19 protein-coding genes, 3 tRNA genes and 1 pseudogene are annotated in these 26,344 nt (G+C 63.4%); 9 read left to right on the forward strand and 14 right to left on the reverse strand.

Annotated elements, in window-relative coordinates:
* Positions 1-22: 22 nt before the first annotated feature.
* The 7 genes from CO671_RS14585 to CO671_RS14615 all read right to left on the reverse strand — a co-directional run bounded on the left by CO671_RS14585 (position 23) and on the right by CO671_RS14615 (position 9,869).
* Entirely contained in the window at positions 23-475 is a 453-nt protein-coding gene (locus CO671_RS14585) for a DUF983 domain-containing protein (protein WP_064682240.1), read from the reverse strand.
* Positions 476-539: 64 nt separating this feature from the next.
* Positions 540-2,912, reverse strand: coding sequence for a ribonuclease R (gene rnr / locus CO671_RS14590; RefSeq protein ID WP_097606493.1), 2,373 nt, complete (start codon positions 2,910-2,912; stop codon positions 540-542).
* A gap of 1 nt (position 2,913) precedes the next feature.
* Positions 2,914-5,568 carry a type I DNA topoisomerase gene (gene topA, locus CO671_RS14595; protein WP_097606494.1) on the reverse strand — a complete coding sequence of 885 codons (2,655 nt, stop codon included), beginning with the start codon at positions 5,566-5,568 and terminating at the stop codon, positions 2,914-2,916.
* Positions 5,569-5,817: 249 nt separating this feature from the next.
* Positions 5,818-6,960, reverse strand: a complete 1,143-nt coding sequence (gene dprA, locus CO671_RS14600) for a DNA-processing protein DprA (RefSeq protein WP_097606495.1) — start codon at positions 6,958-6,960, stop codon at positions 5,818-5,820.
* Positions 6,960-7,580, reverse strand: a complete 621-nt coding sequence (gene plsY, locus CO671_RS14605; RefSeq protein WP_097606496.1) for a glycerol-3-phosphate 1-O-acyltransferase PlsY — start codon at positions 7,578-7,580, stop codon at positions 6,960-6,962. The genes dprA and plsY overlap by 1 nt, the downstream gene beginning before the upstream one ends.
* Positions 7,581-7,626: 46 nt before the next feature.
* Positions 7,627-8,916: a dihydroorotase gene (locus CO671_RS14610; protein ID WP_097606497.1), complete on the reverse strand. Its 1,290-nt coding sequence runs from the start codon at positions 8,914-8,916 to the stop codon at positions 7,627-7,629.
* A complete protein-coding gene (locus CO671_RS14615) occupies positions 8,913-9,869 on the reverse strand; it encodes an aspartate carbamoyltransferase catalytic subunit (protein ID WP_010032928.1) in 957 nt (318 codons plus the stop codon). The genes CO671_RS14610 and CO671_RS14615 overlap by 4 nt, the downstream gene beginning before the upstream one ends.
* Positions 9,870-10,048: 179 nt before the next feature.
* On the opposite strand from CO671_RS14615, the gene CO671_RS14620 reads away from it, so the two are divergent.
* The gene (locus tag CO671_RS14620; protein WP_096769285.1) at positions 10,049-11,707 is read left to right on the forward strand and encodes an acyl-CoA dehydrogenase family protein; all 1,659 of its coding nucleotides are present in this window, start codon (positions 10,049-10,051) and stop codon (positions 11,705-11,707) included.
* 301 nt (positions 11,708-12,008) lie between these two features.
* Here the strand turns inward: CO671_RS14620 and CO671_RS14625 are convergent, their stop codons facing one another.
* Positions 12,009-14,903: a ribonuclease E/G gene (locus CO671_RS14625; protein WP_097606498.1), complete on the reverse strand. Its 2,895-nt coding sequence runs from the start codon at positions 14,901-14,903 to the stop codon at positions 12,009-12,011.
* A 624-nt stretch (positions 14,904-15,527) separates the two neighbouring features.
* Here CO671_RS14625 and CO671_RS14630 point away from each other — a divergent pair.
* The 3 genes from CO671_RS14630 (at position 15,528) to prfB (ending at position 20,900) form a co-directional block, all read left to right on the forward strand.
* The gene (locus tag CO671_RS14630; RefSeq protein WP_097606499.1) at positions 15,528-16,802 is read left to right on the forward strand and encodes an N-acetylmuramoyl-L-alanine amidase; all 1,275 of its coding nucleotides are present in this window, start codon (positions 15,528-15,530) and stop codon (positions 16,800-16,802) included.
* Between the two features lie 407 nt (positions 16,803-17,209).
* Positions 17,210-19,669, forward strand: a complete 2,460-nt coding sequence (locus CO671_RS14635; RefSeq protein WP_097606500.1) for a penicillin-binding protein 1A — start codon at positions 17,210-17,212, stop codon at positions 19,667-19,669.
* A gap of 99 nt (positions 19,670-19,768) precedes the next feature.
* A protein-coding gene (gene prfB, locus CO671_RS14640) for a peptide chain release factor 2 (RefSeq protein WP_097581562.1) occupies positions 19,769-20,900 on the forward strand; the annotation gives its coding sequence in 2 pieces (ribosomal slippage) (positions 19,769-19,837 and positions 19,839-20,900; 1,131 coding nt in all).
* A 55-nt stretch (positions 20,901-20,955) separates the two neighbouring features.
* Here prfB and CO671_RS14645 read toward each other — a convergent pair.
* From CO671_RS14645 to CO671_RS14655, 3 genes are read right to left on the reverse strand one after another with little or no spacing between them, the layout of a single operon-like run.
* Positions 20,956-21,975, reverse strand: coding sequence for a dienelactone hydrolase (locus tag CO671_RS14645; protein WP_097606529.1), 1,020 nt, complete (start codon positions 21,973-21,975; stop codon positions 20,956-20,958).
* A gap of 32 nt (positions 21,976-22,007) precedes the next feature.
* Positions 22,008-22,511, reverse strand: a complete 504-nt coding sequence (locus CO671_RS14650; RefSeq protein WP_097606501.1) for a hypothetical protein — start codon at positions 22,509-22,511, stop codon at positions 22,008-22,010.
* Positions 22,512-22,515: 4 nt separating this feature from the next.
* Positions 22,516-23,289: an NAD kinase gene (locus tag CO671_RS14655; RefSeq protein WP_097606502.1), complete on the reverse strand. Its 774-nt coding sequence runs from the start codon at positions 23,287-23,289 to the stop codon at positions 22,516-22,518.
* A 156-nt stretch (positions 23,290-23,445) separates the two neighbouring features.
* On the opposite strand from CO671_RS14655, the gene CO671_RS14660 reads away from it, so the two are divergent.
* Positions 23,446-23,521 (forward strand) — tRNA-Thr (locus CO671_RS14660).
* A 111-nt stretch (positions 23,522-23,632) separates the two neighbouring features.
* Positions 23,633-23,965: a hypothetical protein gene (locus CO671_RS14665; protein ID WP_097606503.1), complete on the forward strand. Its 333-nt coding sequence runs from the start codon at positions 23,633-23,635 to the stop codon at positions 23,963-23,965.
* Between the two features lie 30 nt (positions 23,966-23,995).
* Here CO671_RS14665 and CO671_RS33735 read toward each other — a convergent pair whose 3' ends face one another.
* From CO671_RS33735 to rlmB, 3 genes are all read right to left on the reverse strand, one after another.
* Positions 23,996-24,133 (reverse strand): hypothetical protein, encoded by a 138-nt coding sequence (locus tag CO671_RS33735; RefSeq protein ID WP_010028938.1) that lies wholly within the window; start codon positions 24,131-24,133, stop codon positions 23,996-23,998.
* Positions 24,134-24,195: 62 nt separating this feature from the next.
* Positions 24,196-24,354, reverse strand: a complete 159-nt coding sequence (locus CO671_RS33740; RefSeq protein WP_164517777.1) for a hypothetical protein — start codon at positions 24,352-24,354, stop codon at positions 24,196-24,198.
* 312 nt (positions 24,355-24,666) lie between these two features.
* A complete protein-coding gene (gene rlmB, locus CO671_RS14675) occupies positions 24,667-25,554 on the reverse strand; it encodes a 23S rRNA (guanosine(2251)-2'-O)-methyltransferase RlmB (protein ID WP_097606505.1) in 888 nt (295 codons plus the stop codon).
* Between the two features lie 201 nt (positions 25,555-25,755).
* Here rlmB and CO671_RS14680 point away from each other — a divergent pair.
* The 3 genes and pseudogenes from CO671_RS14680 to CO671_RS34000 form a co-directional block, all read left to right on the forward strand.
* Positions 25,756-25,840: transfer RNA gene (locus tag CO671_RS14680), tRNA-Tyr, on the forward strand.
* Between the two features lie 24 nt (positions 25,841-25,864).
* A tRNA-Gly gene (locus tag CO671_RS14685) sits at positions 25,865-25,938 on the forward strand.
* A gap of 339 nt (positions 25,939-26,277) precedes the next feature.
* Positions 26,278-26,344: pseudogene (locus CO671_RS34000) on the forward strand (elongation factor Tu); the annotation flags it as partial.

The following is a 26,344-nucleotide window of genomic DNA, read 5'->3' on the forward strand; positions in this document are numbered from 1 at the left end:
TATGTCTGGAAGGTGAAGGCATTCAATCCGGCCGCCGGGGAAGGTCGTAATCATCGTGGTCATCGCTCTCCCCGCCGAAACCGTGCATGCGCAGCGCCCATTGCAGGCCGATGACGCCGCCTTTGATCGGCTGGATCGAGGCAAGCGCGGTGACGACGGTGATCGGCGCCCAGATGGCGAGATGAACCCATACCGGCAGAACGAAAGTCATGTCGGTCAACATGTAGCCACCGACGAGGACATGGCCGAGGACGAGGATGACGATATAGGGCGGCAGGTCGTCGGCGCGGTGATGATGCATCGCCTCGCCGCAGGCAGCGCAGTGATCGACCGGTTTCAGGAAAGCGCGAAAGAGCTTGCCGTCGCCGCAGGCCGGACAGCGGTTCATCAGCCCGCGCAGGATCGAGCGACGGAGCGGACGTTCGATCTCGGGCGTGCCCCCGTAGCGGACCGTCGGATCGGTCTGTGTGCCCATCGCATGTTCCTTTTCAGCCCGAAAATGTAGGGCTCCTGAATCAGGCTCGATGCCGTGAGATGCATTAACGCCGTCCGCGCGGCGGCCTCGTGCCGGGTTTCTTGCGGACCTCGCCTCTGTCGCGGCGGCCGGCCTTATGGACGGAGCGCACCGCCGTCGGCATCTCGCGCCCCTCGCTCAGCATTTCGAAACGCAACGCGCCGGCAAGCGGGATCGCCTCGGCAAGCTTCACGGTAACGCTGTCGCCGAGGCGATAGCCGAGCCCCGTGCGTTCACCCGAGAGCGCCTGATGCGCCTCATCATAGATGAAATAGTCGCTGCCGAGCGTCGATATAGGGACGAAACCATCGGCGCCATAGTCCGGCAGAGCGATGAAAAGCCCGGATTTCGTCACCCCCGAGACACGGCCGGCAAATTCCTCGCCGACCCGGGTGCTCAAGTGATGGGCGATCAGCCGGTCGATGGTCTCGCGCTCGGCTGCCATCGCCCGGCGCTCGAAGGTCGAAATTTCGGCGGCGATATCGTCGAGAGCGGCTTCTTCGTCCGGCGTGATGCCGCCCTCGCCGAAGCCGAGCGAGCCGACGAGCGCGCGATGCACGATGAGATCGGCGTAGCGGCGAATCGGTGAGGTGAAGTGGGCGTACTTCATCAGGTTGAGGCCGAAATGGCCGATATTCTCGGGGCTGTAGATCGCCTGGCTCTGCGAGCGCAGCACCATCTCGTTGACCATGGTTTGGTGCGCCGTGCCCTCCGCCTTCGCCAGAATGCCGTTGAAGCTGTTGGCGCGCACATTGCCGCCTTTGGCGAGCGAGATGCCGAGGGTCGCCAGGAACTCGCGCAGGACTTCCTGCTTGGCCAGCGTCGGGCCGTCATGGATGCGGTAGACCAGGGCCTGGCGCTTCTTTTCCAGCGTCTCGGCGGCGGCGACGTTCGCCTGGATCATCATCTCTTCGATCAGCTTGTGCGCGTCGAGCCGCGGCGGCACGAAGACACGATCGACCGTGCCGTCCGGCTTCAGCAGGATCTTGCGCTCCGGCATGTCGAGTTCCAGCGGCTGACGCCGGTCGCGTCCGCGTTTCATCACCTCATAGGCGTGCCAGAGCGGCTTCAGGATCGGCTCGAGCATCGGTCCGGTCTTGTCGTCGGGATTGCCGTCGATCGCTGCCTGCGCCTGCTGGTAGGAAAGCTTGGCGGCGCTCTTCATCATGATGCGATGAAACGTATGGCCGATCTTGCGGCCTTCGCCGGAGAAGCTCATGCGCACGGCAAGCGCGGGACGATCGACACCTTCCTTCAGCGAGCAGAGATCGTTGGAGATGCGCTCGGGCAGCATCGGTACCACCCGATCCGGGAAATAGACGGAGTTGCCGCGCTTCAGCGCCTCGCGGTCGAGCGGCGAATTGGGCCGGACATACCACGAGACGTCGGCGATCGCGACGGTGACGATGACGCCGCCGGGATTGTCGGGGGAGGAGTCGAGCTCGGCATAGACGGCGTCGTCATGATCCTTGGCGTCGGCGGGATCGATGGTGATCAGCGGCACGTCGCGCCAGTCCTCACGATGCGACATCGTCGCCGGTTTTGCCGCTTCCGCCTCGGCCATGACGGCGGGGGGAAAGACATGCGGGATGCCATGGGCATGGATGGCGATCATCGAGATCGCCTTTTCCGAGCCGACGGAGCCGACGACGGAGAGAACCTTGGCGCGCGGCAGGCCGAAGCGGCCGAGCCGGGCGACTTCGATCTCGACCAGGTCGCCATCCGCAGCACCGCCGGTGAAATCGGGATCGATCACCATCTCCTCGCCGCGCCGCTCGATCGGCAGCAGCCGACCGCCGCCGCCGGGCGCGGTGCGGAAAACCCCCATCGAGGCGCCGCGGCGCCTGTCGATCACCTTGATGATCCGCGCCGTATAGGCCGGCCCGCCGCGATCGACGGCCGGGAAGATCTTCGCCAGGATACGGTCGCCGAGGCCGGCGACGGGCGCCTTGCCCTTGCCCTGGCGGCCTGCCGGCGATTGCTGGCGAATGGCGACGGCAGGCGCGACACCCTGCTCCTCGGGCCATTCCGCCGGCCGGCCGATGAGATCGCCGTCCTTGTCGCGCGTGGTGATATCGAGAACGGTGACGGGCGGAAGGGCGCCGGGACGGATGAGCGACTTGCGGCTCTTCTGCAGCATGCCTTCCTGTTCGAGCTCCTGCAGCAGCTGCTTGAGCTCGACGCGGCTGTCGCCCTTCAGCCCGAAAGCCTTGGCGAGTTCACGCTTCGAGGCCTTCTGCGGATGATCGGCGATGAAGCGCAGGATCACCTCGCGCGAGGGCAGCGCGCCGTGGACGATGTTCAGCGGCTCGACGGCGGGAGCATCCTTGCCTGTGCGGCCGATCTTGCCCGGGCGCTTGCCCGCAGGGTTCGTTCTGTCGCGCGGTATCCTGCTCACCTCAGCCCTTTTTCGATTTCGCCGGCGCTTTCGCCTTCGTTGCCTTCGGCTTGGCGGCCGTCTTGGTGGTCTTGGCTTCGGCCGCAGCCGCCTTCGGCTTGGCTTTCGCCCTTGCCGGCTTTCCGGCGGGTGCCTTGCCGGCCTTCTCCGTGATCAGCGCCAGCGCTTCCTCGACGGTGATCGCCTGCGGATCCTTGCCCTTCGGCAGGGTAGCGTTGACCTTGCCCCAGTTGACATAGGGGCCGTATTTGCCGTCGCGAACGGTGATGGCGCCGCCGTCCGGATGATCGCCGAGCGTCTTCAGCGCCGCCGGCGTGCCGCGGGCACCGCGGCCCGGCGCCTTGTTCGCCTTTTCGGCGATGACGGTCACGGCGCGGTTGAGGCCGACCGAGAACACGTCCTCGACGGTTTCCAGATTGGCGTAGGACCCGTCATGCAGAAGGAACGGCCCGTAGCGGCCGATGCCCGAGGAAATCATCTTGCCGGTTTCGGGATGTTTGCCGATATCGCGCGGCAGCGAAATCAGCGCCATCGCCTTTTCATAATCGATATCCTCCGGCTTCCAGCCTTTCGGCAGCGACGCGCGTTTGGCTTCCTTGCCGTCGCCGCGCTGGATATAGGGGCCGAAGCGGCCCGAGCGCAGCGTCAGTTCTTCGCCGGTCGTCGGATCGGTGCCGAGGTTCTTCGGCTCGTTGAGGGCGACACCTTCCGCTTCTCCGCCGTTTTCGGAGGAGAGCTGACGGGTGTAGTTGCATTCCGGATAATTCGAGCAGCCGACGAAGGCGCCGTATTTGCCGAGCTTCAGTGACAGGTTGCCTGTGCCGCAGACCTGGCAGATCCTGGGGTCGCTGCCATCTTCGCGCTTCGGGAAGACCAGCGGCGCCAGCGCCTCGTTCAGCGAATCGAGCACGTTGGTGACGCGCAATTCCTTGGTGTCCTCGATCTGCGCGAAAAAATCCTTCCAGAAATCGCGCAGCACCTGCTTCCAGTTCAACTCGCCGGCCGAAATCCGGTCGAGCTTTTCCTCGAGGTCGGCCGTGAAGTCGTATTCGACATATTTGGTGAAGAAGCTCTCGAGGAAGGCGGTCACCAGCCGGCCCTTGGCCTGCGGGATCAGCTTGCGCTTGTCGATCGTCACATAGTCGCGGTCGCGCAGCGTCGCCAGCGTCGCAGCATAGGTGGAGGGCCGACCGATGCCGAGCTCTTCCATCTTCTTGATCAGCGAGGCTTCCGAATAACGCGGCGGCGGTTCGGTGAAATGCTGCGTCGAATTGATCTTCTGCTTGGCGAGTGTCTCGCGCGCATTGATCTCCGGCAGGCGGCCATCCTCGTCGCCGTCGTCGCTCTGCTCGCCGTCCTCCTTCTGGTCGGTATAGGCGGCGATGAAGCCGTCGAAGCGGATGACCGAGCCGACGGCGCGCAGGCCGGCCTTCTCGCCCTTGTTGGCGGCGGTGATTTCAGCCGTCGTGCGTTCGATCTCGGCCGACGCCATCTGGCTGGCGATGCCGCGCTTCCAGATCAGCTCGTAGAGCCGGATCTGGTCGGCGTCGAGGAATTTGCGCAGACGATCGGGCGAGCGGTAGAAATCGGTCGGACGGATCGCCTCGTGTGCCTCCTGGGCGTTTTTCGCCTTGGTCGAATAAAGGCGCGCCTTCTCAGGCAGGTAGCGTTCGCCGAACTGGTCGAGGATGGCGCGCCGCGCTGCGTCGATCGCCTCGGGCGCCATCTGCACGCCGTCGGTTCGCATATAGGTGATGAGACCGACCGTCTCGCCGCCGATATCGACGCCTTCATAGAGCTTCTGGGCGATCTGCATGGTGCGCGAGGCGGAGAAGCCGAGATTGGAGGAGGCGGCCTGCTGCAGTGTCGAGGTCGTAAACGGCGGTCCCGGGTTGCGCTTGACCGGCTTCGCCTCGACCGTGTCGACGATATAGCTCGCGCCTTCGAGCAATGCCTTCAGGCGGCCGGCATCTTCGCCGTTGCCGATGGCGCGCGGCGGCAGCCGTTTGCCGTTCGCCGAAACCAGTCTTGCCTCGAACTCGTCGCCGCGCGGCGTCTTCAGAAGTGCGGAGAGATTCCAATATTCTTCCGAAATGAAGCGCTCGATCTCGGATTCACGGTCGCAGACCAGACGAAGCGCCACCGACTGGACGCGTCCGGCCGAACGCGCGCCGGGCAGCTTGCGCCATAGGACCGGCGAGAGATTGAAGCCGACGAGATAGTCGAGCGCACGGCGCGCCAGATAGGCGTCGACCAGCGGCACGTCGATGTCGCGCGGGTCGGCCATCGCGTCGAGCACCGCCTTCTTGGTGATCGCGTTGAAGACGACGCGCTTGACCGACTTGCCGTTCAGCACCCGCTTCTTGTTCAGCATGTCAAGGACGTGCCAGGAAATCGCTTCGCCTTCGCGATCCGGGTCGGTCGCCAGAAAAAGCCCGTCGGAGGATTTCACCGCGTCGGCAATATCCTTCATCCGCTTGGCCGAGGCCCCATCGACCTCCCAGAGCATTTCGAAATCCTGATCGGGGAGGACCGAGCCATCCTTGGCAGGCAGATCGCGCACATGGCCGAAGGAAGCGAGCACTTTGTATCCCGAACCCAGATACTTGTTGATCGTCTTGGCCTTGGCAGGCGATTCCACCACTACAACATTCATGATGATTCTCTAAAAAAGACTCCGCGCCGGCGTGGAAGCCAGCGCAACACGCAGCGCAACTTGGATACTGGCCCTCCGACATGGACAGGGAAATCGCTGCGGTCAAGGGGTTTGCTACAATTTTACTTCTTGCGTACGGTGCAATCGAGGGAAGATTGTGCGCTGAATACAATTTCAGGTGGCGCGCCTGTCGAATTCGACACGCGGCTCCTGCAACTCCCGAGGCGGCTCTCTCATATCGCGCAAAGCTCAGTCGGAAAGCGAAACGAGGCCGCCCTGATGCCGATGCAGCCTGCCTGATATGTCGAGTTCCAGAAGAATGAGATAGACGGCGGATGCCGGAAGGCCGGTGTGGCGGATGACGTCGTCGATCTCGACCGGCGTCGGTCCGAGCGCATCGATGATGCGCATCCGGTCTGAATCGCCGGGCGGCATCGTTATTGGCCTGCTCTCGCCTGCCGGTTCCTCCGCCCTCGACGAGGGGAACAGCTCGAGTTGCGCCAGCGGCGCCAGGGCCTCGATAACATCGGCAGGTTCGGTAACGATCGAAGCGCCGTCCTTCAGCAGGCCGTTGGTGCCATGGCAGCGCGGATCGAGCGGCGAGCCGGGCACGGCAAACACCAGCCGGCCGAACTCGCCGGCAAGGCGTGCGGTGATCAGTGAGCCCGAGCGCGTCGCCGCTTCGACGACCACGAGACCGAGCGCGATGCCGGCTATCAGCCGGTTCCGGCGCGGAAAATCGCGGGCGCGGGGCTCCCAGCCGAACGGCATTTCGCTGACCGCCAGGCCGTTGCCGCCGGCTATCTCCTCGATGAGGCTGTGATTCTCCGGCGGGTAGGGCTTGTCGAGGCCGCCGGCAAGGGCCGCGATCGTGCCTGTCTCGAGGCTTGCCCGGTGCGCTGCCGTGTCGATGCCGCGCGCCAGGCCGGAAACCACCGTGTAACCCGCCCGGCCGCAGTCGCGCGCCACCATCGCCGCGAATTTGGCGCCGGCGATCGAGGCGTTGCGCGAGCCGACAATGCCGATAGCCGGCCGTTTGGCGGCGGCAAGCGCGCCTTTGACGGCAAGAAGCGGCGGCGCGCCGTCGATCTGTTTCAGCGCCTGCGGATAGTCCGGTTCGCCGATGCCGACGAAGCGGGCGCCGAAACGATGCGCCGCCTCCAGTTCCCGGTGCGCCTCGGCCTCGCTGGCAATGCGGATTGCCCGCGTCGCGCCGCCGCGCGCCGAAAGCTCCGGCAGCGCCGCGAGTGCCGCTTCGGCCGAACCGAAATGATTGATGAGGTCGCGAAAGGTCGCAGGGCCGACATTGTCGGAACGGATCAGGCGCAGCCAGGCAATTCTCTGCCGTTCGCTCAGCACCGTACCTTTTGATCCCGCGCTCGGCGCGTCCATTATCCCTTCGCCCCGATCTTGCTTTCCGTCCCGCCCATTAGCCGGGAGATATTGGCCCTATGCTTCCAGTAGGAGATGACAGTCATGATCGCCATGACCGCCGCAACCTTTTCATTGCCGAGGATCAACAGGGCGACCGGAATGACGAGCATGGCGACGAGCGCCGACAGCGAGGAATAGCGGGTGGTGACGGCGACCGCCAGCCAGACGGCGGCGAAGAGCACGACCATGATCGGTGCGACGCCGAGGAGGGTGCCGATATAGGTGGCGACGCCCTTGCCGCCCTTGAAGCCGATCCAGACCGGGAAGAGATGGCCGATGAAGGCGAAGAAGCCGGCGATGATCGCGGCCTCCTCGCCGAGGAAATAACCGACGATCCAGGCTGCCGCCGATGCCTTCAGTGCGTCGAGCAAGAGCGTTGCCGCGGCGAGTTTCCGGTTTCCGGTTCGCAGAACGTTGGTCGCGCCGATATTGCCGGAGCCGATGCTGCGCACATCGCCGAGGCCGGCCGCGCGCGTGAGGATCAGGCCGAAAGGAATGGAGCCGAGGAGATAGCCGATGACGGCGGCGGCAAGCGCGATCGGCAGCGTGATCTGCCATGACAAGAGATTGGATAACATATGCCCCCTCGGCCCTCCGATGGCCTGTTCTCAGTCCGGCCGGTCCCTAAACTGCGTGGACAAGCTTTCCCGAGACGTATGTCGCGACCGCTCGCCCGCTGAAGCGCGCATCCTCGAACGGTGTGTTCTTCGAGCGGGAGAGAAGCATGTCTTTGGCGACAAGCCAAGGCTCATCGAGATCGATCAGCGTGATATCGGCGGCAGCACCCGGCTTCAGCGTGCCGGCATCCAGGCCGAAAATCTCTGCCGGGCGAGTGGACATGGCGTCGATCAGGCGCATCAGGCTGACCTGGCCGCCATGGTGAAGCCTGAGGGCCGCCGCCAGCATGGTTTCGAGGCCGACCGCGCCGTCTGCCGCCTCGCCGAAGGGCAGGCGCTTCGTATCGACGTCCTGCGGGTCATGCGAGGAGACGATGATGTCGATGGCGCCGCGCGCCAGCGCGTCGACCATGGCGACCCGGTCGTCCTCCGGGCGCAGCGGCGGATAGAGCTTGAAGAAGGTGCGGTATTCGCCGATATCGTTCTCGTTGAGTGCCAGATTGTTGATCGAGATGCCCGAGGTCACCTTGGCGCCGCGGCTGCGGGCAAGCTCGATCGCCTCGACCGATTGCGGCACCGAAATCATCGCCGCGTGATAACGCCCCCGTGTCAGCTCGGCGATCCTGAGATCGCGTTCGAGCGGAATGAGCTCGGCTTCTCTCGGAATGCCAGAGAGCCCGAGCCAGCTGGCGAAAAGCCCCTCATGCATGACGCCGTTGGCGCCGAGATATTTGTCGCGCGTTTCGCAGCAGACGACGGCGCCGAATTCACGCGCATAGGTCATGATCCGGCGCAGCACCTGCGTATCGTGAACGCTGGAATGGGCATCGGTGAAGGCGACGGCGCCCGCCTGCATCAACAGGCCGATCTCGGTCATTTCCTCGCCGGCAAGATGCTTGGTGATGGCGGCGGCCGGATAGACCTTGACGGCGGCGGTATCGCGCGCCGTCTTCTTGACGAATTCGACGAGCGCGATGTCGTCGATGACGGGATCGGTGTCCGGCATCATGATGATCGAGGTGACGCCGCCGGCCGCCGCTGCCCGGCTTGCAGAGGCGATCGTCTCGCGGTGTTCGCCGCCGGGTTCGCCGATGTGGACGCGCGCGTCGACGAGGCCTGGCGCCGCAACGAGGCCGGTGCAGTCGCGCACGACGGCGCCGTCCGGCGTGCCCTGGTTCTGCGCTACGCTTCCGGCGGCAAGGATGACGCCGTTTTTCGCGATGATCGTGCCCACCTCGTCGAGATTGCGCGAGGGGTCGACGATGCGGACATTCTTGAGGACGATCGGGTTGCTCATGCCTTCATTCCGTCGGTTCGGGGACCCTGGTTCTGCGAGACGAGCAGAGTCTCCATGACGGCCATGCGCACCGCGACCCCCATTTCCACCTGTTCGGCGATCACGCTCTGCGGACCGTCTGCGACCTCGGAGGCGATCTCGACGCCGCGGTTCATCGGGCCCGGATGCATGACCAGCGCATCCTCTTTCGCCGCTTTCAGCGTTTCGGCGTCGAGTCCGTAGAAGTGATAATATTCACGCACCGACGGCACGAAGGCGCCAGACATGCGCTCGCGCTGCAGCCGCAGCATCATCACCACGTCGGCGTCCTTCAGCCCCTCCTGCATCGAGTGGAAGACCTCGACGCCCATCTCGGCGATGCCGGAGGGCAGGAGGGTGGCCGGCGCGACGACGCGCACGCGCGCGCCCATCGCATTGAGCAGCAGGATGTTGGAGCGCGCCACGCGCGAATGCAGCACGTCGCCGCAGATCGCCACGATGATGCGCGATAGCTTGCCCTTGGCGCGGCGGATCGTCAGCGCGTCGAGCAGCGCCTGGGTCGGATGTTCGTGCTGGCCGTCGCCGGCATTGACGACCGAGCAGGAGACCTTCTGCGCGAGCAGGGCGGCCGCACCGGCGCTCGAATGGCGGATCACCAGCACATCCGGGCGCATCGCATTCAGCGTCATCGCCGTATCGATCAGCGTTTCGCCCTTCTTCACCGAGGAATTGCCGACCGACATGTTCATGACGTCGGCGCCGAGCCGCTTGCCGGCAAGCTCGAAGGAGGCCTGCGTGCGGGTCGATGCCTCGAAGAAGAGGTTGATCTGCGTCAGCCCGCGCAGCGTCGACGTCTTCTTTTCTCTCTGGCGGCTGATCTTGACGGCTTCGTCGGCCTTGTCGAGAAGATAGGTGATATCCTGCTCGGTGAGGCCCTTGATGCCGATGAGGTGGCGGTGGGGGAAAAAGACCATGACCCTGCCTCTTGCTGTCTCTGGCGGGTCTATAAAGAGTGCGGCCCGCCGGGGCAAGCATGCGCTGTGGGCAAAGGCTTATGTCCCCATGCATTTTCGCCAGAATTCCGATAGAGCAGAATGAACCGAATCATAACTTCCGGTTTCCCTTTGCCGGGTTCTTACACTAGAAGCGAATTATGACCTCCGCCAACCGGACTGACGACAAACTCGCAGAACTCAACCAGCCGAGCCTGTGGTCCGGCATCAACGCCTACCGGTCCGATCCGCTGATCGTCGATCTGACGGCGGCCCTGCCGCGCGGCATCCGCGAGGATCTGGAAAACATGGGCCGCTACGTCACCTCGCCGGAGGCGCAGGAACTGGCGCGCATGGCCAATCAGGGCGCGCCGCAGCTGCGCACCCACGGCCCGCGCGGCGAGCGCCTCGACGTCGTCGAATTCCATCCGGCCTGGCATGCGCTGATGCGCCGCTCCATGTCGGTCGGCCTGCATTCCTCCGTCTGGGATCCGCAGGCCGATACCGACGCCAAGGACGAGGCCCACAAGGTTCGCGCCGCCCGCTTCTATCTGACGGCGCAGCTGGAATCCGGCCATCTCTGCCCGCTGACGATGACGAGCGCCTCCGTTGCCGCGCTCTCGGCCTCGCCCGCGGTGCAGAAGGACTGGGCGCCGAAGATTCTCTCGCGCAAATATGATTCGTCCAACCGCCCCGCCATGCAGAAGTCCGCGGTGACCATCGGCATGGGCATGACGGAAAAGCAGGGCGGCACCGATGTCAGGGCCAATCGAAGCGCCGCCGAAAAGGTCAGCGAAGGCATCTACCGGCTCTCCGGCCACAAATGGTTCATGTCCGCCCCGATGAGCGATGCTTTCATCATGCTGGCGCAGACCAAGGAAGGCATGGGCTGCTTCCTCGTGCCGCGCCTTCTGGAGGACGGTTCGGCCAACGGCCTGCAGTTCCAGCGGCTGAAGGACAAGGTCGGCAATCGCTCCAATGCCTCTTGCGAGGTCGAATTCACCGACACGTTCGGATTCCTGCTCGGCGGCTCCGATGCCGGCATCCGCACCATCCTCGACATGGTGACGTTGACCCGTCTCGATTGCGCGCTGGCCTCGTCGGGCATCATGCGCGCCTCGCTCGCCGAGGCCGTGCACCACACGCGCGGCCGCAGCGTTTTCGGCAAGATGCTCGTCAACCAGCCGATCATGACGCGCGTGCTTGCCGACATGGCGCTCGACGTTGCCGCCGCCACCGCGCTGTCCTTCCGTCTTGCCGATGCCTTCGACAAGGCGCGCGGCAATGCCGAGGAGGCGGCCTATGCCCGCGTCATGACGCCGGTCGCCAAATACTGGTGCTGCAAGATCGCGCCCGCCTTGATCTATGAAGCGATGGAATGCATCGGCGGCAATGGCTACATCGAGGAACGTCCGATCGCCCGCCACTATCGCGAGGCTCCCGTCAATGCGATCTGGGAAGGCTCCGGCAACGTCATGGCGCTCGACGTGCTGCGTGTGCTCAACCGCGGCAAGGACCTGTTCGAGACGGTCTTTGCCGGCTTGGCACGTGATCTCGGTCCCGCCGGCAAGAAGACGATCGACGTGCTGCGCGCCGCCATCGCGCTCTGCGAACAGGATGAAGGCGCGGCGCGCCTGCTCGTCGAGCAGCTGGCGCTTGCGGCCGGTGCTGCCGAACTCTATCGGCTTGGGGCAGGGCGCATTGCCGATGCCTTCATCGAGACGCGTCTTGCCGGCGGCTGGCGCTCCACTTACGGCATGCTCGATTCCCGCTTCGACGCCAGCTACATCGTCGATCTTCTCTATCCACCGGCGGCGTGAGCGCAGGCGGGTATTGTTGTTCGTCGCACCGGCATCGAGCCGATGGCTGCCCCTCACCCTAACCCTCTCCCCGTTCTGACGGGGAGAGGGGACGTGCCCTGCGAGAGATCAATGGGGACGCAGAGGGCCGCGGCATATCCCCTTCGCCCCGTTTACGGGGAGAAGGTGCCGGCAGGCGGATGAGGGGCTGGTGTCGCCTACCTCTCGGGGTACTCAACTTCACTGATAAAGCACCGCCATAAACAAAATCCGGCCGCGTCGCCGCGGCCGGATTTTCTCATTTACGTCCAAAAATCAGCGTTCAGAAGAAGCCACGGCGCTGCCACCAGCCGGCCTTCTTCGGCTTGCCGTCGTCGCTTTCGCCATTTTCGCTGCGAGTGGATTTCACCGTCGGCTCGGACGAGGCGATGTTGGATTCGCGGTTGGCGCGAACCGGCTTTGCCTCTTCCTGGGCGGGCGTTTGAAGGTCGGCGGAGGCTTCGGCCACCTCTGGCTCGGCTTCGGCGGCGGGTACTGCTTCTGCTTCCACTACCGGTTCCTCGACCGGCGATGCGGCGGGCTTGCGACGGCCGCGGCCACGGGCGGGCTTCACTTCCTCGGTGACGACAGCCGCACCCTCGACGGCGGCCGCTGCGGCCTGGTCTTCGCGCTGTTCGGCAGCCGTCTCGACGATTGCAGCTTCGGCAGGCGCCACGTCACTCGAGGTGTCGTCGCCTTCGTCCTCATCGCTGCCGTTGTCTTCGCCGGCTTCACCGGCCGCCAGTTCGGAGCCGTCCTCGGCGCGGTTGCGGCGACCGCCACGCTTACCGCGACGACGGCGCTTGCGGCGCTGCGAGTCTTCGTTTTCGGCACGGGCCTCCGGCGCAGCGCCGGTGGTTTCATCGCCTTCGGCGCCTTCGTCGTCGCCGTCCTCGTCCTCATCGCCGGCTTCGCCCGCAGCCGATGCAGGCTGTTCGGCATTGCCGTTGCGGCCGCGGCGGCGCCTGCGGCGCTTGCGCTTGCGGTTGCCGTCACCGTCACCTTCCGAGCGTGCCGTGGCGGCGCGTTCGGCCGCTGCCGGCTTTTCCTCGAGTTCCTCGTCTTCGTCCTCATCCGCCTCGATGATGATGTCGTCGTCGTCATCCTCGGGAATGGCTGCGAAGTTGAACAGCGTTTCGATCTTGACCGGATTTTCCACGGCCTCGCCGCGATCGATGGCGAAATGCTGCGCGCCGACCGAGCCGTCCGCATCGATGACGATCGCCACGCCGAAGCGGCTCTCGTAATCGACGATTGTCTGGCGCTTGTGGTTGAGCAGGTAGAGCGCGATGTCAGGCGTCGTCCGCACGGTAATGTTATGCGTCGTATTCTTGAGCAGATACTCTTCGATGCCGCGTAGCACATGCAGCGCGACGGAGGACTGCGAACGGACGTGGCCGGTGCCGGCGCAATGCGAGCAGACCTGGGTGGTCGATTCGAGAACCGAAGCGCGGATGCGCTGGCGCGACATTTCGAGCAGGCCGAAATGCGAGATCCGGCCGACCTGAATGCGGGCGCGGTCGTTCTTCAGGCATTCCTTCAGCTTCTTCTCGACAGCGCGATTGTTGCGCTTTTCTTCCATGTCGATGAAGTCGATGACGATCAGGCCGGCGAGGTCGCGCAGGCGAAGCTGACGGGCGATTTCTTCCGCCGCTTCGAGGTTCGTCTGCAGCGCCGTGTCCTCGATCGAGTGTTCGCGCGTCGAGCGGCCGGAGTTGACGTCGATCGAAACCAGCGCTTCCGTCTGGTTCATGATCAGATAGCCGCCGGAGCGCAGCGTCACCTGCGGCTGCAGCATGCGGTCGAGCTGGGCTTCGATGCCCGAACGCGAGAAGATCGGGTGGATGTCGCGATAGGGCTGAACCACCTTGGCATGGCTCGGCATCAGCATCTTCATGAAGTCTTTGGCTTCACGATAGCCGTCTTCGCCGGCAACGATGATCTCGCCGATATCCTTGTTGTAGAGATCGCGGATCGAGCGCTTGATCAGCGAGCCTTCCTCATAGACGAGGCAGGGAGCGGTGGAGGCGAGCGTCAGCGTGCGCACGTTCTCCCACAGGCGCATCAGATATTCGAAGTCGCGCTTGACCTCGACCTTGGTGCGGTTGGCGCCGGCGGTGCGCAGGATGACGCCCATGCCCTGCGGCACTTCGAGCATGCGCGCGATTTCCTTCAGGCGCTTGCGGTCGGCCGGGTTGGTGATCTTGCGGGAAATGCCGCCGCCGCGTGCCGTATTCGGCATCAGCACGGAATAGCGGCCGGCGAGCGAGAGATAGGTGGTCAGCGCCGCGCCCTTGTTGCCGCGCTCTTCCTTGGCAACCTGCACCAGCAGGATCTGCCGGCGCTTGATGACTTCCTGGATGCGGTACTGCTTGCGCGGCTTGCGCTGCACGCGGTCCGGCACTTCTTCCATTGCGTCTTCGGCGCCGACGGATTCGATGACTTCCTCTTCGCCGTGATCGTCATCGTCATCGTCGTCATCGTGACGACGCTTGCTGGTGTCGACGTCCTCGGAGATCGAGTCGGTTTCCACCATCGCGGCCATTGCGCCGCCGGTCGAGCCGTCATCCTCGTTGTCGACGCTCGCAGCACCTTCGGCTTCGACGTCCGTGGGAACGGCGTCCTCGGTCGCGGTGGTTTCGGCAGCGGCTTCGGTGACTTTCTTGCGGCTGCGGCGCGGCCGTGCCTTCTTGGCCGGCGCTTCCTCGGCGGCTTCGGGCGATGCCGCCACGTCTGCCGCCACGGAAACGTCTTCCGCCGTTGCCTCTTCCGTTACGACAGCCGGTTCCGGCGCCTCTGCCGGAACAATGCCGACATCCGGCTGGTCCTGAGTCGAAAGGTCGACCATCGGCGCGGTTTCGACATGCTCGACGTCTTCGTCGCGGCGATGCTCCTCGGCCTCGGCCCGAAGCAGCGCCTGACGGTCGGCGAGCGGTATCTGATAATAATCGGGGTGGATTTCGGCGAAGGCCAGGAAGCCGTGCCGGTTGCCGCCGTAATCGACGAAGGCGGCCTGCAGCGAGGGCTCGACCCTCGTTACCTTTGCAAGATAGATATTGCCGCGGATCTGCTTCTTGTGCTGCGACTCGAAGTCAAATTCTTCTATGCGGTTTCCGCGAACGACAACGACGCGCGTCTCTTCCTCGTGAGACGCATCGATAAGCATTTTGTCTGCCATGTAAGCTGTGCTCCTCGGCGTGGCCGCGAGAGCGCATTCCCGACTGCTGTAGAAACAGAAAGAATGCGGTCCACCGTGGCCGCGCCGGATAATGAAAGTCGCGCCTGGCGCGAAGAGGAGAGCAGCAGCCAGACCGCAGCCGGAACCATTTCGGTCCGGGGCCTGTACACTTCAGATAAAACCTGCTGCGAAACCATCAACAACCAAGCGTGATCGACAAATACGAAGACCCTTTTCGGGTCCGATGAGGTTGCTCCCTGAGAGCGTGGTGGCTGATCCACCAATGAAGTTCCGACCAGAAGCCGGAAAATCAGGATCCAGTTCTCGGGTTGAAGCGCATGAGACGGCGGACGATGACCGATGTGGCGCCAGGTCCAGATCTGGCTGGCAGCCCTTGCGGCGACTCTATCCCGTCAACACTTCTACCCTAAAATGCGTTGTATGTTTTCTCTGTCACAATAGCAAGGGAAAAGCCAAATGTGCCATAATATTGATGGATTTCGGAACACATAGAAGCTGGGGGCCAGCGATTGCGATTCGGCAGGCGGCAAAGGCGTTTCGCTCTCGGGCGTCCGCTCCGGCCATGTCGGGTCCATCGCGCTATAAATAGGATGTGGCGGTTTATTGTTTAAGAGGGCTCGGATCGCGGCGCAGTCCGCAACGCGGCGATCGACATTCGCAAGGCGGCTCATGACGGCGGTGTTTGTCGCCGGCTGTATTCTGCCTGGTGCCGCGGGTTCGGCCGAGACGAGAGATCCGCTGCTTGCCTATGGCGCGCGCATCATCGGCGACGACGCCAGAACACGTATTGTCATCGATTTCGACCGCGAACCGCGGTTCTCCGTTCACTATATCGCCAATCCTGAACGCATCGTCGTCGACCTGCCGGCGACCGCCTTCGGCTTTCCGGGCAAGGATCTGGCCGCCCACGGCCTCTTCAAGGACATCCGCTACGGCAAGATGGACGAGGAGAGCGCCCGCATCGTGCTGACGGCGGCACGGCCGGTGAAGCTTTCCCTCGCCAAGGTGCAGGCCGACGAGGCCGGCAAGGGGCATCGGCTGGTGCTTGAGGCCGAGATGATCGACAAGCAGGCCTTTGCCGAACTGGTCAAGACGCAGTCATGGAACGACCGGGCCTGGAACGATCGGGACGCCGCGGCCCAGACGACGAGCGCCATTCCCGCGCCTGCGAAAACCGCCCCCGGGGATTTCGTCATCGCCGTCGATGCCGGCCATGGCGGCATTGATACCGGCGCGATCGGCGTCGATACCAAGACCGAGGAAAAGCAGGTGACGCTCGCCTTCGCCAAGGCTCTGGCCGACCGGCTGAACAAGGAGCCGGGCATCAAAGCCTTCCTGACGCGCAATGACGATGAGTTCCTGTCGCTTTCCCAGCGCGTGCTGATTGCCCGCCAGAACCATGCCGGCCTGTTTATTTCGCTGCATGCCGACACGCTGAAGCAGAAGGATATCCGCGGCGCGACCGTCTATACGATCTCGGACAAGGCCTCCGACAAGCTCGCCGCCGACCTTGCCGAACGCGAGAACCTTTCCGACCAGATCGCCGGCAAGGAGACGGTCGCCGAGCCTCCCGAGGTCGCCGACATCCTGCTCGACCTGACGCGGCGCGAGACGCAGGCCTTTTCGATCTCGCTGGCCGAGAGCGTGCTGAATTCCTTCAAGGATCAGGTCGGTACCATCAACAATCCGCACCGCCATGCCGGCTTCCGCGTGCTGCAGGCCCCCGACGTGCCGTCGATCCTGCTCGAGCTGGGATTCCTCTCGAATGCCGAGGATGAGAAACGGCTGCTCGATGAGAGCTGGCGCGGCAAGATAGCCGATCTGCTGACCGACGCCGTGAAGCGGTATCGCAGTGGCGTCGTTGCAAATGGCGGGTGATGCGTGCAGCAGTTGAAAGTGTTACAGTGTCGCTTGCGTCTATGAAAGACGCGCGGTCAGGGCGCCGGCCGGTTGATTAAGGTCGATACCCGTAAAAACAAAGAGTTGAGTGCGCCGCTTGAATCAATTTCGCAGCCGCGCGCTCCGGATTGGCGGCGGGCAGGGGCGTTGCTTGGATGTGACAGTTCCGATGAAACGCGGCCGCAGCGATGAATGCGGCGGGCAGGGCCCTATTTTGCTCACATTCACGCCGTTACTCCGGCCTATGTTTCACAGCCTGAAGCGCGGAATCGGCTTGTAGCGGTAGCGCTCATGGAGTAAGCCGCGCGCAACGTGCAAATTGCCTTGATCTGTGCAATCGTTGCGTCTGTGCCGATTGAAGATCGAAGAGACCGGTAGCTGAAAATATGGTTAGACTTCTTGGATATTTCTTCGGAATGGCCTGCGTCCTGTTTCTGGTCGCGGCGGCGGGTATTGCCATCTATCTCGCCAATGTCGCGAAGGATCTCCCGGACTATGCCGTTCTGAACAGCTACGCGCCGCCGGTGACGACGCGCGTGCATGCCGGCAACGGCGCTCTGATGGCTGAATATGCCAAGGAAAAGCGTCTCTTCCTGCCGATCCAGGCCATCCCCGACCGCGTCAAGGCTGCTTTTCTGTCGGCCGAAGACAAGAATTTCTACAACCATCCGGGCGTCGACCTGACCGGCCTTGGCCGGGCAATCCTCGTCAATCTGCAGAATTTCGGTTCCGGCCGCCGCCCGGTCGGCGCCTCGACAATCACCCAGCAGGTGGCCAAGAATTTCCTTTTGAGCTCGGATCAGACGATCGACCGCAAGATCAAGGAAGCAATTCTCTCCTTCCGCATCGAGCAGGCCTACAGCAAGGACAAGATTCTCGAGCTCTACCTGAACGAGATATTTTTCGGCTTGAATTCCTATGGCATCGCCGGCGCCGCGCTCACCTATTTCAACAAATCCGTTACCGAACTAACCGTTGCCGAAGCCGCCTATCTGGCATCGCTGCCGAAAGGTCCGGCCAATTATCATCCTTTCCGCCATCCCGAAGCTGCGCTCGAGCGCCGCAACTGGGTGATCGACCGCATGGTCGAGAACGGCTATGTCAGCCAGAGCGACGGCGCGGACGCCAAGAAGCAGCCGCTCGGCGTGACTGCCCGCAGCACTGGCCCCTCGCTCTTCGCGTCCGACTTTTTCGCCGAAGCCGTGCGCCGTCAGCTGATCGATCAGTATGGCGAGAAGGTCCTCTACGAGGGCGGCCTTTCGGTGCGCACCTCGCTCGATCCGCAGATGCAGCTTGCTGCCCGCAAGGCGCTGCAGGATGGCCTCGTGACCTATGACGAGCGCCGCGGGTTCCATGGGCCTATCAAGCAGATCGATGCAAGCGGTGACTGGGGCAGGGCGCTTGCCGATGTTCCCGCGCTGTCCGACGTGCCGGAATGGCGCCTCGCCGTCGTGCTCGCCGCATCGGACAGCAATGTCGACATCGGCCTGCAGCCGGCCAAGGACGGCAGCGGCAAGGTCGCGGCCGACCGGCAGCGCGGCACTATAGACGCCAAGAACATGCAATGGGCCTACCGTTCGGCGGACGGCTCGCGCAAGACCGCAAAAACGCCGGCCGGCGTCTTGAACCCGGGCGACGTCGTCTATGTCGAGAAGCTCGGTGACGAGGCGTCGACCTCCTATCGCCTGCGCCAGCCGCCGAAGGTGCAGGGTGGCCTTGTCGCCATGGATCCGAAGACCGGCCGCGTGCTCGCCATGGTCGGCGGCTTCTCCTATGCCCAGTCCGAATTCAACCGCGCCACCCAGGCGATGCGTCAGCCGGGCTCGTCGTTCAAGCCCTTCGTCTATGCGGCGGCGATGGACAATGGTTATACGCCGGCGTCCGTCATCATGGACGCGCCGATCGAAATCGTCTCGGGCGGCCAGGTCTGGAGGCCGGAAAACTACGGCGGCGAATCCGGCGGCCCGTCGACGTTGCGTTCGGGCATCGAGCATTCGCGCAACCTGATGACGGTGCGCCTCGCCAACGATCTCGGCATGAACATCGTTGCCGAATATGCCGAACGCTTCGGCATCTACGATCACATGCTGCCGGTTCTCTCCATGTCGCTCGGCGCCGGCGACACGACGGTGCTGCGTATGGTCTCGGCCTATTCGGTCATTGCCAATGGCGGCAAGCAGATCAAGCCGACCCTGATCGACCGCATCCAGGACCGCTACGGCAAGACGATCTTCAAGCATGAGGAGCGCCTGTGCGAGGGCTGCAATGCCAGCGACTGGCAGAATCAGGAAGAGCCGAATGTCGTCGACAACCGCGAAACTGTTCTCGACCCGATGACCGCCTATCAGATCACCTCGATGATGCAGGGCGTCATTCAGCGCGGCACCGCCGCCGGCAAGATCGATCTCGGCGGCCGTGACGTCGCCGGCAAGACCGGCACCACCAACGACGAGAAGGATGCCTGGTTCGTCGGCTTCACGCCGGATCTGGTCGCAGGCCTCTATATGGGCTTCGATACGCCGGGCCCGCTCGGCCGCGGCGGCACCGGCGGCGGTCTCTCCGCCCCGATCTTCAACGAATTCATGCAGGCCGCCGTCAAGGACACGCCGGAATCGAAGTTCGTCATTCCGCCGGGCATGAACCTGATCCCGATCGACCGCAAGACCGGCATGGCCGCCGTCGACGGCGATCCGAACACCATCATCGAGGCCTTCAAGCCCGGAACCGGCCCGGCCGATAGCTTCTCCGTCATCGGCATGGACAGCACCATGGCGCCGGAAGAAATCCTGAAGACCTCGCCGCAGGCCAACCAGGCTGTCCAGACCGGCACGCCCGGCCTGTTCTGACCATCGCCGAATTTTGAACGCCGGCCGCGGCTCTTTACATCCGCGGCGGGCGTCTCTATTCACCAGCATCTGAAAAGACAGTTACGGAAAAGCAGGAAAATGCGAGCCGAAATCGAAAACGTGGTCGATGAAACCAAGCAGGCTATCACCCTGCTGAGGAGGCATCTTTGACTGGGACCAGGCGATAAGACGACTGGACTGGTTGAACAACAAGGCAGAGGATCCGAACCTCTGGAACGACGCCACCGAAGCGCAGAAGCTGATGCGCGAGCGCCAGCAGCTGGATGACGGCATCAACGGCGTCAAGCAGCTCGAACAGCAGCTCAACGACAATATCGAGCTGATCGAGCTTGGCGAGGAAGAGGGCGACCAGAGTGTCGTCAAGGAAGCCGAAGACACGCTGAAGGCTTTGAAGGCCGAGGCTGCGCGCCGCCAGGTGGAAGCCATGCTCTCCGGCGAAGCCGACGGCAACGACACCTATCTCGAAGTCCATTCCGGCGCCGGCGGCACCGAAAGCCAGGATTGGGCGAACATGCTGCTGCGCATGTACACCCGCTGGGCCGAACGCCAGCGTTTCAAGGTCGAGCTTCTCGAAGTCCACGACGGCGAAGAGGCGGGCATCAAATCCGCGACCCTGCTCGTCAAGGGTCACAATGCCTATGGCTGGCTGAAGACGGAATCGGGTGTGCACCGTCTGGTGCGCATCTCGCCTTACGACAGCAATGCGCGTCGCCACACCTCCTTCTCGTCGATCTGGGTCTATCCCGTCGTCGACGACTCGATCCAGATCGAGATCAACGAAGGCGATTGCCGCATCGATACCTATCGTTCGTCGGGCGCCGGCGGCCAGCACGTCAACACCACCGACTCGGCCGTGCGCATCACCCATATCCCGACCGGCATCGTCGTACAGTGCCAGCAGGAACGGTCGCAGCACAAGAACCGCGCCAAGGCCTGGGACATGCTGCGCGCCCGCATGTATGAAGCGGAACTGAAGAAGCGCGAGGACGCCGCCAACGCCGAAGCCGCCTCCAAGACGGATATCGGCTGGGGCCACCAAATCCGCTCTTACGTGCTGCAGCCTTACCAGCTGGTCAAGGACCTGCGCACCGGCGTCGCCAGCAGCGCGCCGGACGATGTGCTCGACGGCGACCTGAACGAATTCATGGAAGCGGCCCTTGCCCACCGCATCAGCGGCGCCGCCGACGCGGTCGTCGAGGATGTCGACTGACAGGCAGCCGCGAGATCGAATGGCGAGAAGGCCCCGGAGACGGGGCCTTCTTCGTTCAGGCGATGGCGCGGATGTCGCCGCCCTGAAACAGCGCTGCCGACAGATCGGCGGTCTCGTCATGGATGGCTGCGCGCGCGATATCAGGGGGATCGGTGAAGAGCTCGGCCGCAAAGGCAAAGCCTAATCCCGTGCCCTCCGGTACGAAGACATAATGCCCGAGGCCGCCGCCGAAGATCTTCAGCGCGCTGCGCGCCAGCCGCGCATGCAGCCATGCAGAACATTCTTCGGCCGGTGCCGCCCTGTCGGCATCGCCGACCAGGATAAGAGCGGGTGCCTCGACCGTTTTCAGGCTGTCCTCGCTGAAACCGAGAACGGAGCGACCCGGCGCGCAGAGGAGCGCGGCCTTGATCCTGTCGTCTCGATAGGATCGCGACATGCGGGACCATGACTGGCGAAACACATCGCTCTCACGCAGCAACGAGGGGATATGATCGGCAAGGTCGGGAAATTCCCTTGGGCCGCGCGGCCCACCCGGTTTCAGCCTTGACGGTTCGAACTGCGAGAACCGGGCGACGGCGCCGAGAAGCAGCATGACGCTATAGGCTCCGGCCGAAAATCCGGCCGCAAACGCACGGGCTGTATCGATCCGGCCGGCGAGATCGCCGAGCCAGTCGCGACTGCGGTCCAGCATCAGGCTTAGGTCCGGCGCCCGTTCCCAGAGACAGGCAAAGCCTTCGGCCCGATAGGGCTCGATGCCGGTATTGCCGTGATGGTTGACGCCGAGCGCAACAAATCCGCGCTCCACCAGGCGCCGCGCCAGCCATTCCAGCCCCGCCGCAGATCCGCCGGTGCCGTGCGACAGCAGGACGAGGGGATAAGGCCTGCTTGCCGGCCGAATCGGCGCGTCGCGTGCGACCGCTGCCTTGCGAAACCAGCTTCGTTCCCGAATATCGCTTTCCCGTGCGTCATCGGCAGCCGGATACCACAAAAACCAGCTGACGGGCCGCGGGCCGGCTGCGTCCCAGTCCGGTCGTTGATCGTCGTAAAGTACCCCGTCGCGAAAGCCGAGTTTCATCGTCCAAGCCTGTGCAAACAGCGTCTCGCTGTTCAATTGGTCGCTTTCTCGACGGTGATGTCACCGAATTCGTCGATCAGCACCGTCCAGCCATCCGGCTCGGCCGCCGGCTCGGTCTTCAGATAGATGGTGGCGAAGAGGCCGGGTTGCTTGCTGATGCCGCTCGAATTCTCCGGGCGTATATCGGTCACGTAGGGCTTCAGGTCGCTGATCTCCTGCAGCTCGACGGTCGAGGCGATCGCCGGGCCGGTCTCCGTCTGGGCAATCTGCTGCAGATAGACCTTCGAGGTCCGATCCGGCTGGCGCACGGCAAAGAGCTTGTAATAGCCATGGCGCTTTCCCTGAGGGGCGGAAACATTCTCGGCCGCGGAAGGCGCCCGCTCGATATCAGGTGCGTTGCCGTCGTCCTCCCAGTAGCCGGTGCTGGTGGCAAAGATCACCGAAGCCGGCAGGATGGCGTCCTGAGCGGGAGCGGCGATGGCGGCCGAGCATCCGACGAGGAAAATCGTGGTCATCAATATCCGTCGCATTGCCATCGTCTCAATCCTTGAACTGCTCGGCGAGGATACGGTCGGACCAGGAGCGGTCGGGATCGGAGAGGATGCGCGCCGTCATATGCTCCGACTGGGCGATGCGGACATGCAGCACCGACTTGACCTCGGTATTGTCGGCCACCGCATTCACCGGCCGCTTCACCGGCTCGAGCACGTCGATATCGACGGTCACCTTGTTGGGAAGCAGAGCCCCCCGCCAGCGCCGCGGCCTGAAGGCGCTGACCGGCGTCATGGCGAGCAGCGGCGCCTCGAGCGGCAGGATCGGGCCATGGGCGGAAAGATTGTAGGCCGTCGATCCGGCTGGGGTGGCCACCATCAGCCCGTCGCAGATCAGCTCCTCCAGGCGCACGTGCCCGTCGACCACGACCCTGAGATTGGCGGCCTGATAAGACTGGCGGAACAGATAGACCTCGTTGATGGCAAGGGCCGTTGAATTGGTGCCGTCGGCATTGGCCGTCGTCATCTTCAGCGGCCGGAAGGCGTTTTCGACGGCGACGCAGATGCGCTCCTGAAGCCGATCCGTGCTGTAATCGTTCATCAGGAAACCGACCGAGCCGCGATTCATCCCGTAGACCAGCTTGCCGGAGTTCATCGTGCTGTGCAGCGTCTGCAGCATGAACCCGTCGCCGCCGAGCGCGACGATAACGTCCGCCTTGTCCTGCGGCACGTCGCCATAGATGCGAATCAGCTCTTCGCGCGCGGCGAGCGCCTCCATCGTCGGCGAGGCGATAAACGAAAGCGTCTGAAATGAACGGCCCATGCAATGCCCTTTGTGAAGCTGCTCTAGCTAAAGGATAAAAGGCCGTTGCGACAAGGCCGTTTTGCACGTCCCGGCGTTTTGCCGCCAAGTCGGACCGTCCACGGGGATCGGATTTTCCTTTACAGGATCGCAGAATCTGTTAGTTGGGCAGCTATTGCCCTTGTAGCTCAGTTGGTAGAGCACCTGATTTGTAATCAGGGGGTCGCGGGTTCGAACCCTGCCGGGGGCACCATCCCTATTATCCGATCCGCTGTCCCTCGATGAACCCTGCCTGAAGGACTGCTTCAGCGGCAGTTCAGCCGCTCCGGGGCATTGTCTCCTCATCATCAATGAGGACGCAGCCATGAAGCTCGCACACATTATTCTCACCGCAACCATTGCCGCCGGTGCGGCTTTTGCCTCCGTCGCACCTGCTTCCGCCATGCCGGCCGAACGGCCCGGGATGACGGCGCAGAGAGATGTCGTCCAAATTCGCGACAGCTGGCGAGGCGATCGTTGGCGTGATGACGGTGACTGGCGTGGCGACCGTGGCTGGCGCGATCGGCGCGATTGGCGCCGCTCCGACTGGCGCGATGATGACCGCCGCTGGCGGCGGTGGCGTGCCGAGCGGTGGCAGGAACGCCGCGAGTGGCGCCATCGTGATCGCGATGTCCCCTTCTGGCTCTATCGCGGCTGAGCGCCGTTGCGAATCGCCCGGGCCGTCAGCTCAATGAGGGCCCGGTTCGTTGACGCTTGCCTCGATCCTGTCGCTCTTGCCGGTCTGGCCGGCGCCGGAAGGCGACAGGATTGCGATGCTGAGAACGGAGGCGACCATGAAGGCGACGACGGCGATCATTATGCGCATGAGCGTTCAATCCTCGTTCGGTGGGGATTAACGCGCAATCGCCGTCCGGCGTTCCTCTCGGCTTATTGCACCGGTCCCGGCGTCGCGGGGCCGGGTGCCGTCGGCGACAAAGGATCGGGCTGGTGGACCGGATGCGAAGTGTCCACCCAGATGATGCTGAGGATGATTCCCACAAAGGCCGCGATGAACAGGATACCGAAAATCAGCGGTCGAATGGCCATGATGGGGATCGCTCCTTCTTGCTTGTGACCGGTCGCTACGATCGATCGCCGCCCGATCATAGTGCTCCAGAAGGTCATTCCAAGGCAAAAGTGGATTTCTCCTGTCTAATGCATGTCGCCCGGACGTGTGCAGCGGTTCCGGGATAACGACATGCAAAAGACACGGAGCTAACGCCGCGTCGCGGCGCCGAGTGAAAGCGGCTTGCCGCCTTCTTCCCTGGACTTGTCGAAATTGCCGTCGGCGCGCATGTGAAGCCAAGCGACGCACCGTCATGGCTCATCAGCGTCAGGCTGCCGCGGCCCGTGGCCAGCCTATGCCTTTAAGTAAAGCCGCGCCGCGTAAAGCGCGATCGCCGCCGCATTCGACACGTTCAGCGATTTGATCGCGCCCGGCATGTCGAGGCGGGCAAGCGCGGTCACGGTCTCGCGTGTTTTCTGCCGGAGCCCCTTGCCCTCCGAGCCGAGTACCAGTGCCACCTTGTCGCCCGAAAACGTGCCTTCGAGCGGCGCCGGCCCTTCCGAATCGAGGCCGATGGTGGAGAAACCGAGCTTGTGCAATTCGCCGAGCGCATCGGCGAGATTGGTGATCTGTATATAAGGGATCAGTTCCAGCGCGCCGGAGGCGGATTTGGCGAGCACGCCCGACTCGGTCGGGCTATGTCTCTGGGTGGTGATCACCGCCCCGGCATTGAAGGCGACCGCCGAGCGCATGATCGCGCCGACATTATGCGGATCGGTCACCTGGTCGAGGACGAGCAGGAGAGGGCTGTCCTTCAGCGCTTCGAGCCGGCGCACCGGCAGCGGCCGTGTCTCCAGCATGACCCCCTGATGGATCGCCTCGGGGCCGAGCACCTTGTCGATCTCGTGCGGCGAGACGATCTCGAAGGCAATGCCGAGCGTCTCGACGTCGATTTCAAGCCGCGCGAGCGCGTTCTGCGTCACGGAGAGTTTGATCTTCTTGCGCTCGGGATTGTCGAGCGCTGCGCGTACCGTATGCAGGCCGTAGAGATAGACCTGGTCGGGCGCCAGCGCCGGCGGCTTCCAATCCTCAGCCCTCTTGCGCTTCTGCGGCTGAGGTGTCGGGATCTCGCCGCGTTCGCGCTTGGCGTCGCGGTGCGCACGCCTGAGATTGGCGTAATGCGTATCCTTGGCGGATGGGTCTGCTGCGGCCTTGCCGCCGGATTTCTTGTCTTTGCTCATGCGGCTTTATAGCTATGGCGTTGGCTGCCGCATAGGCTTTCTTTCATATGCCGGCTTTCGGCCGCGAATGAAATTTTTCGTGTTTTTTCCGTTGTCATCGTGTTGACAGACGGAAATGCTCCGGTCATATACGCGGCGCAGACGACGGGCGGCAACGCTTCGAAGTCTGACGAACTTGGTCGAACGATCCGGACGAAAACTGGAGAGATGCCCGAGTGGTTAAAGGGGACGGACTGTAAATCCGTTGGCTCAGCCTACGTTGGTTCAAATCCAACTCTCTCCACCATTCGTCATCGGATCGGACCATCCCGCGGGTATAGCTCAATGGTAGAGCAGCAGCCTTCCAAGCTGAATACGCGGGTTCGATTCCCGCTACCCGCTCCAGTCTCCCGTACAGCCGGTTGATACCATCGCAGCCACGATCGTCGTGAGCCATGTTTCAGCCTCGGCTGGAAGCTCGCCGCTATTGCCGTAGGCGAGGGTGTCGATGCCGCCGACTGCGGCTCATCCTTGATGTATCCGTCCGATTTTTCTCTAAGATTCCAGTGATTTTTGGAAGGGCTGCGGCGAATCGCCTTGCAGGCGGCGAATTGTCTCCCATATGCGCCTTCACGCCAAGAATGGCGTCTGCAATTAAGTCTTGCGCAATTTCGCCGAAAGCCTTAAACGGCGGCACTAAACCGGTTCGCCGGGGCCACCATTTCGTTCACAGGAAGCATTCAAATGGCAAAGAGTAAGTTTGAGCGCAACAAGCCGCACGTCAACATTGGCACGATCGGCCACGTTGACC

The organism is Rhizobium sp. M10, assembly GCF_002531955.1.
GTDB classification, from domain to species: Bacteria; Pseudomonadota; Alphaproteobacteria; order Rhizobiales; family Rhizobiaceae; genus Rhizobium; species Rhizobium etli_C.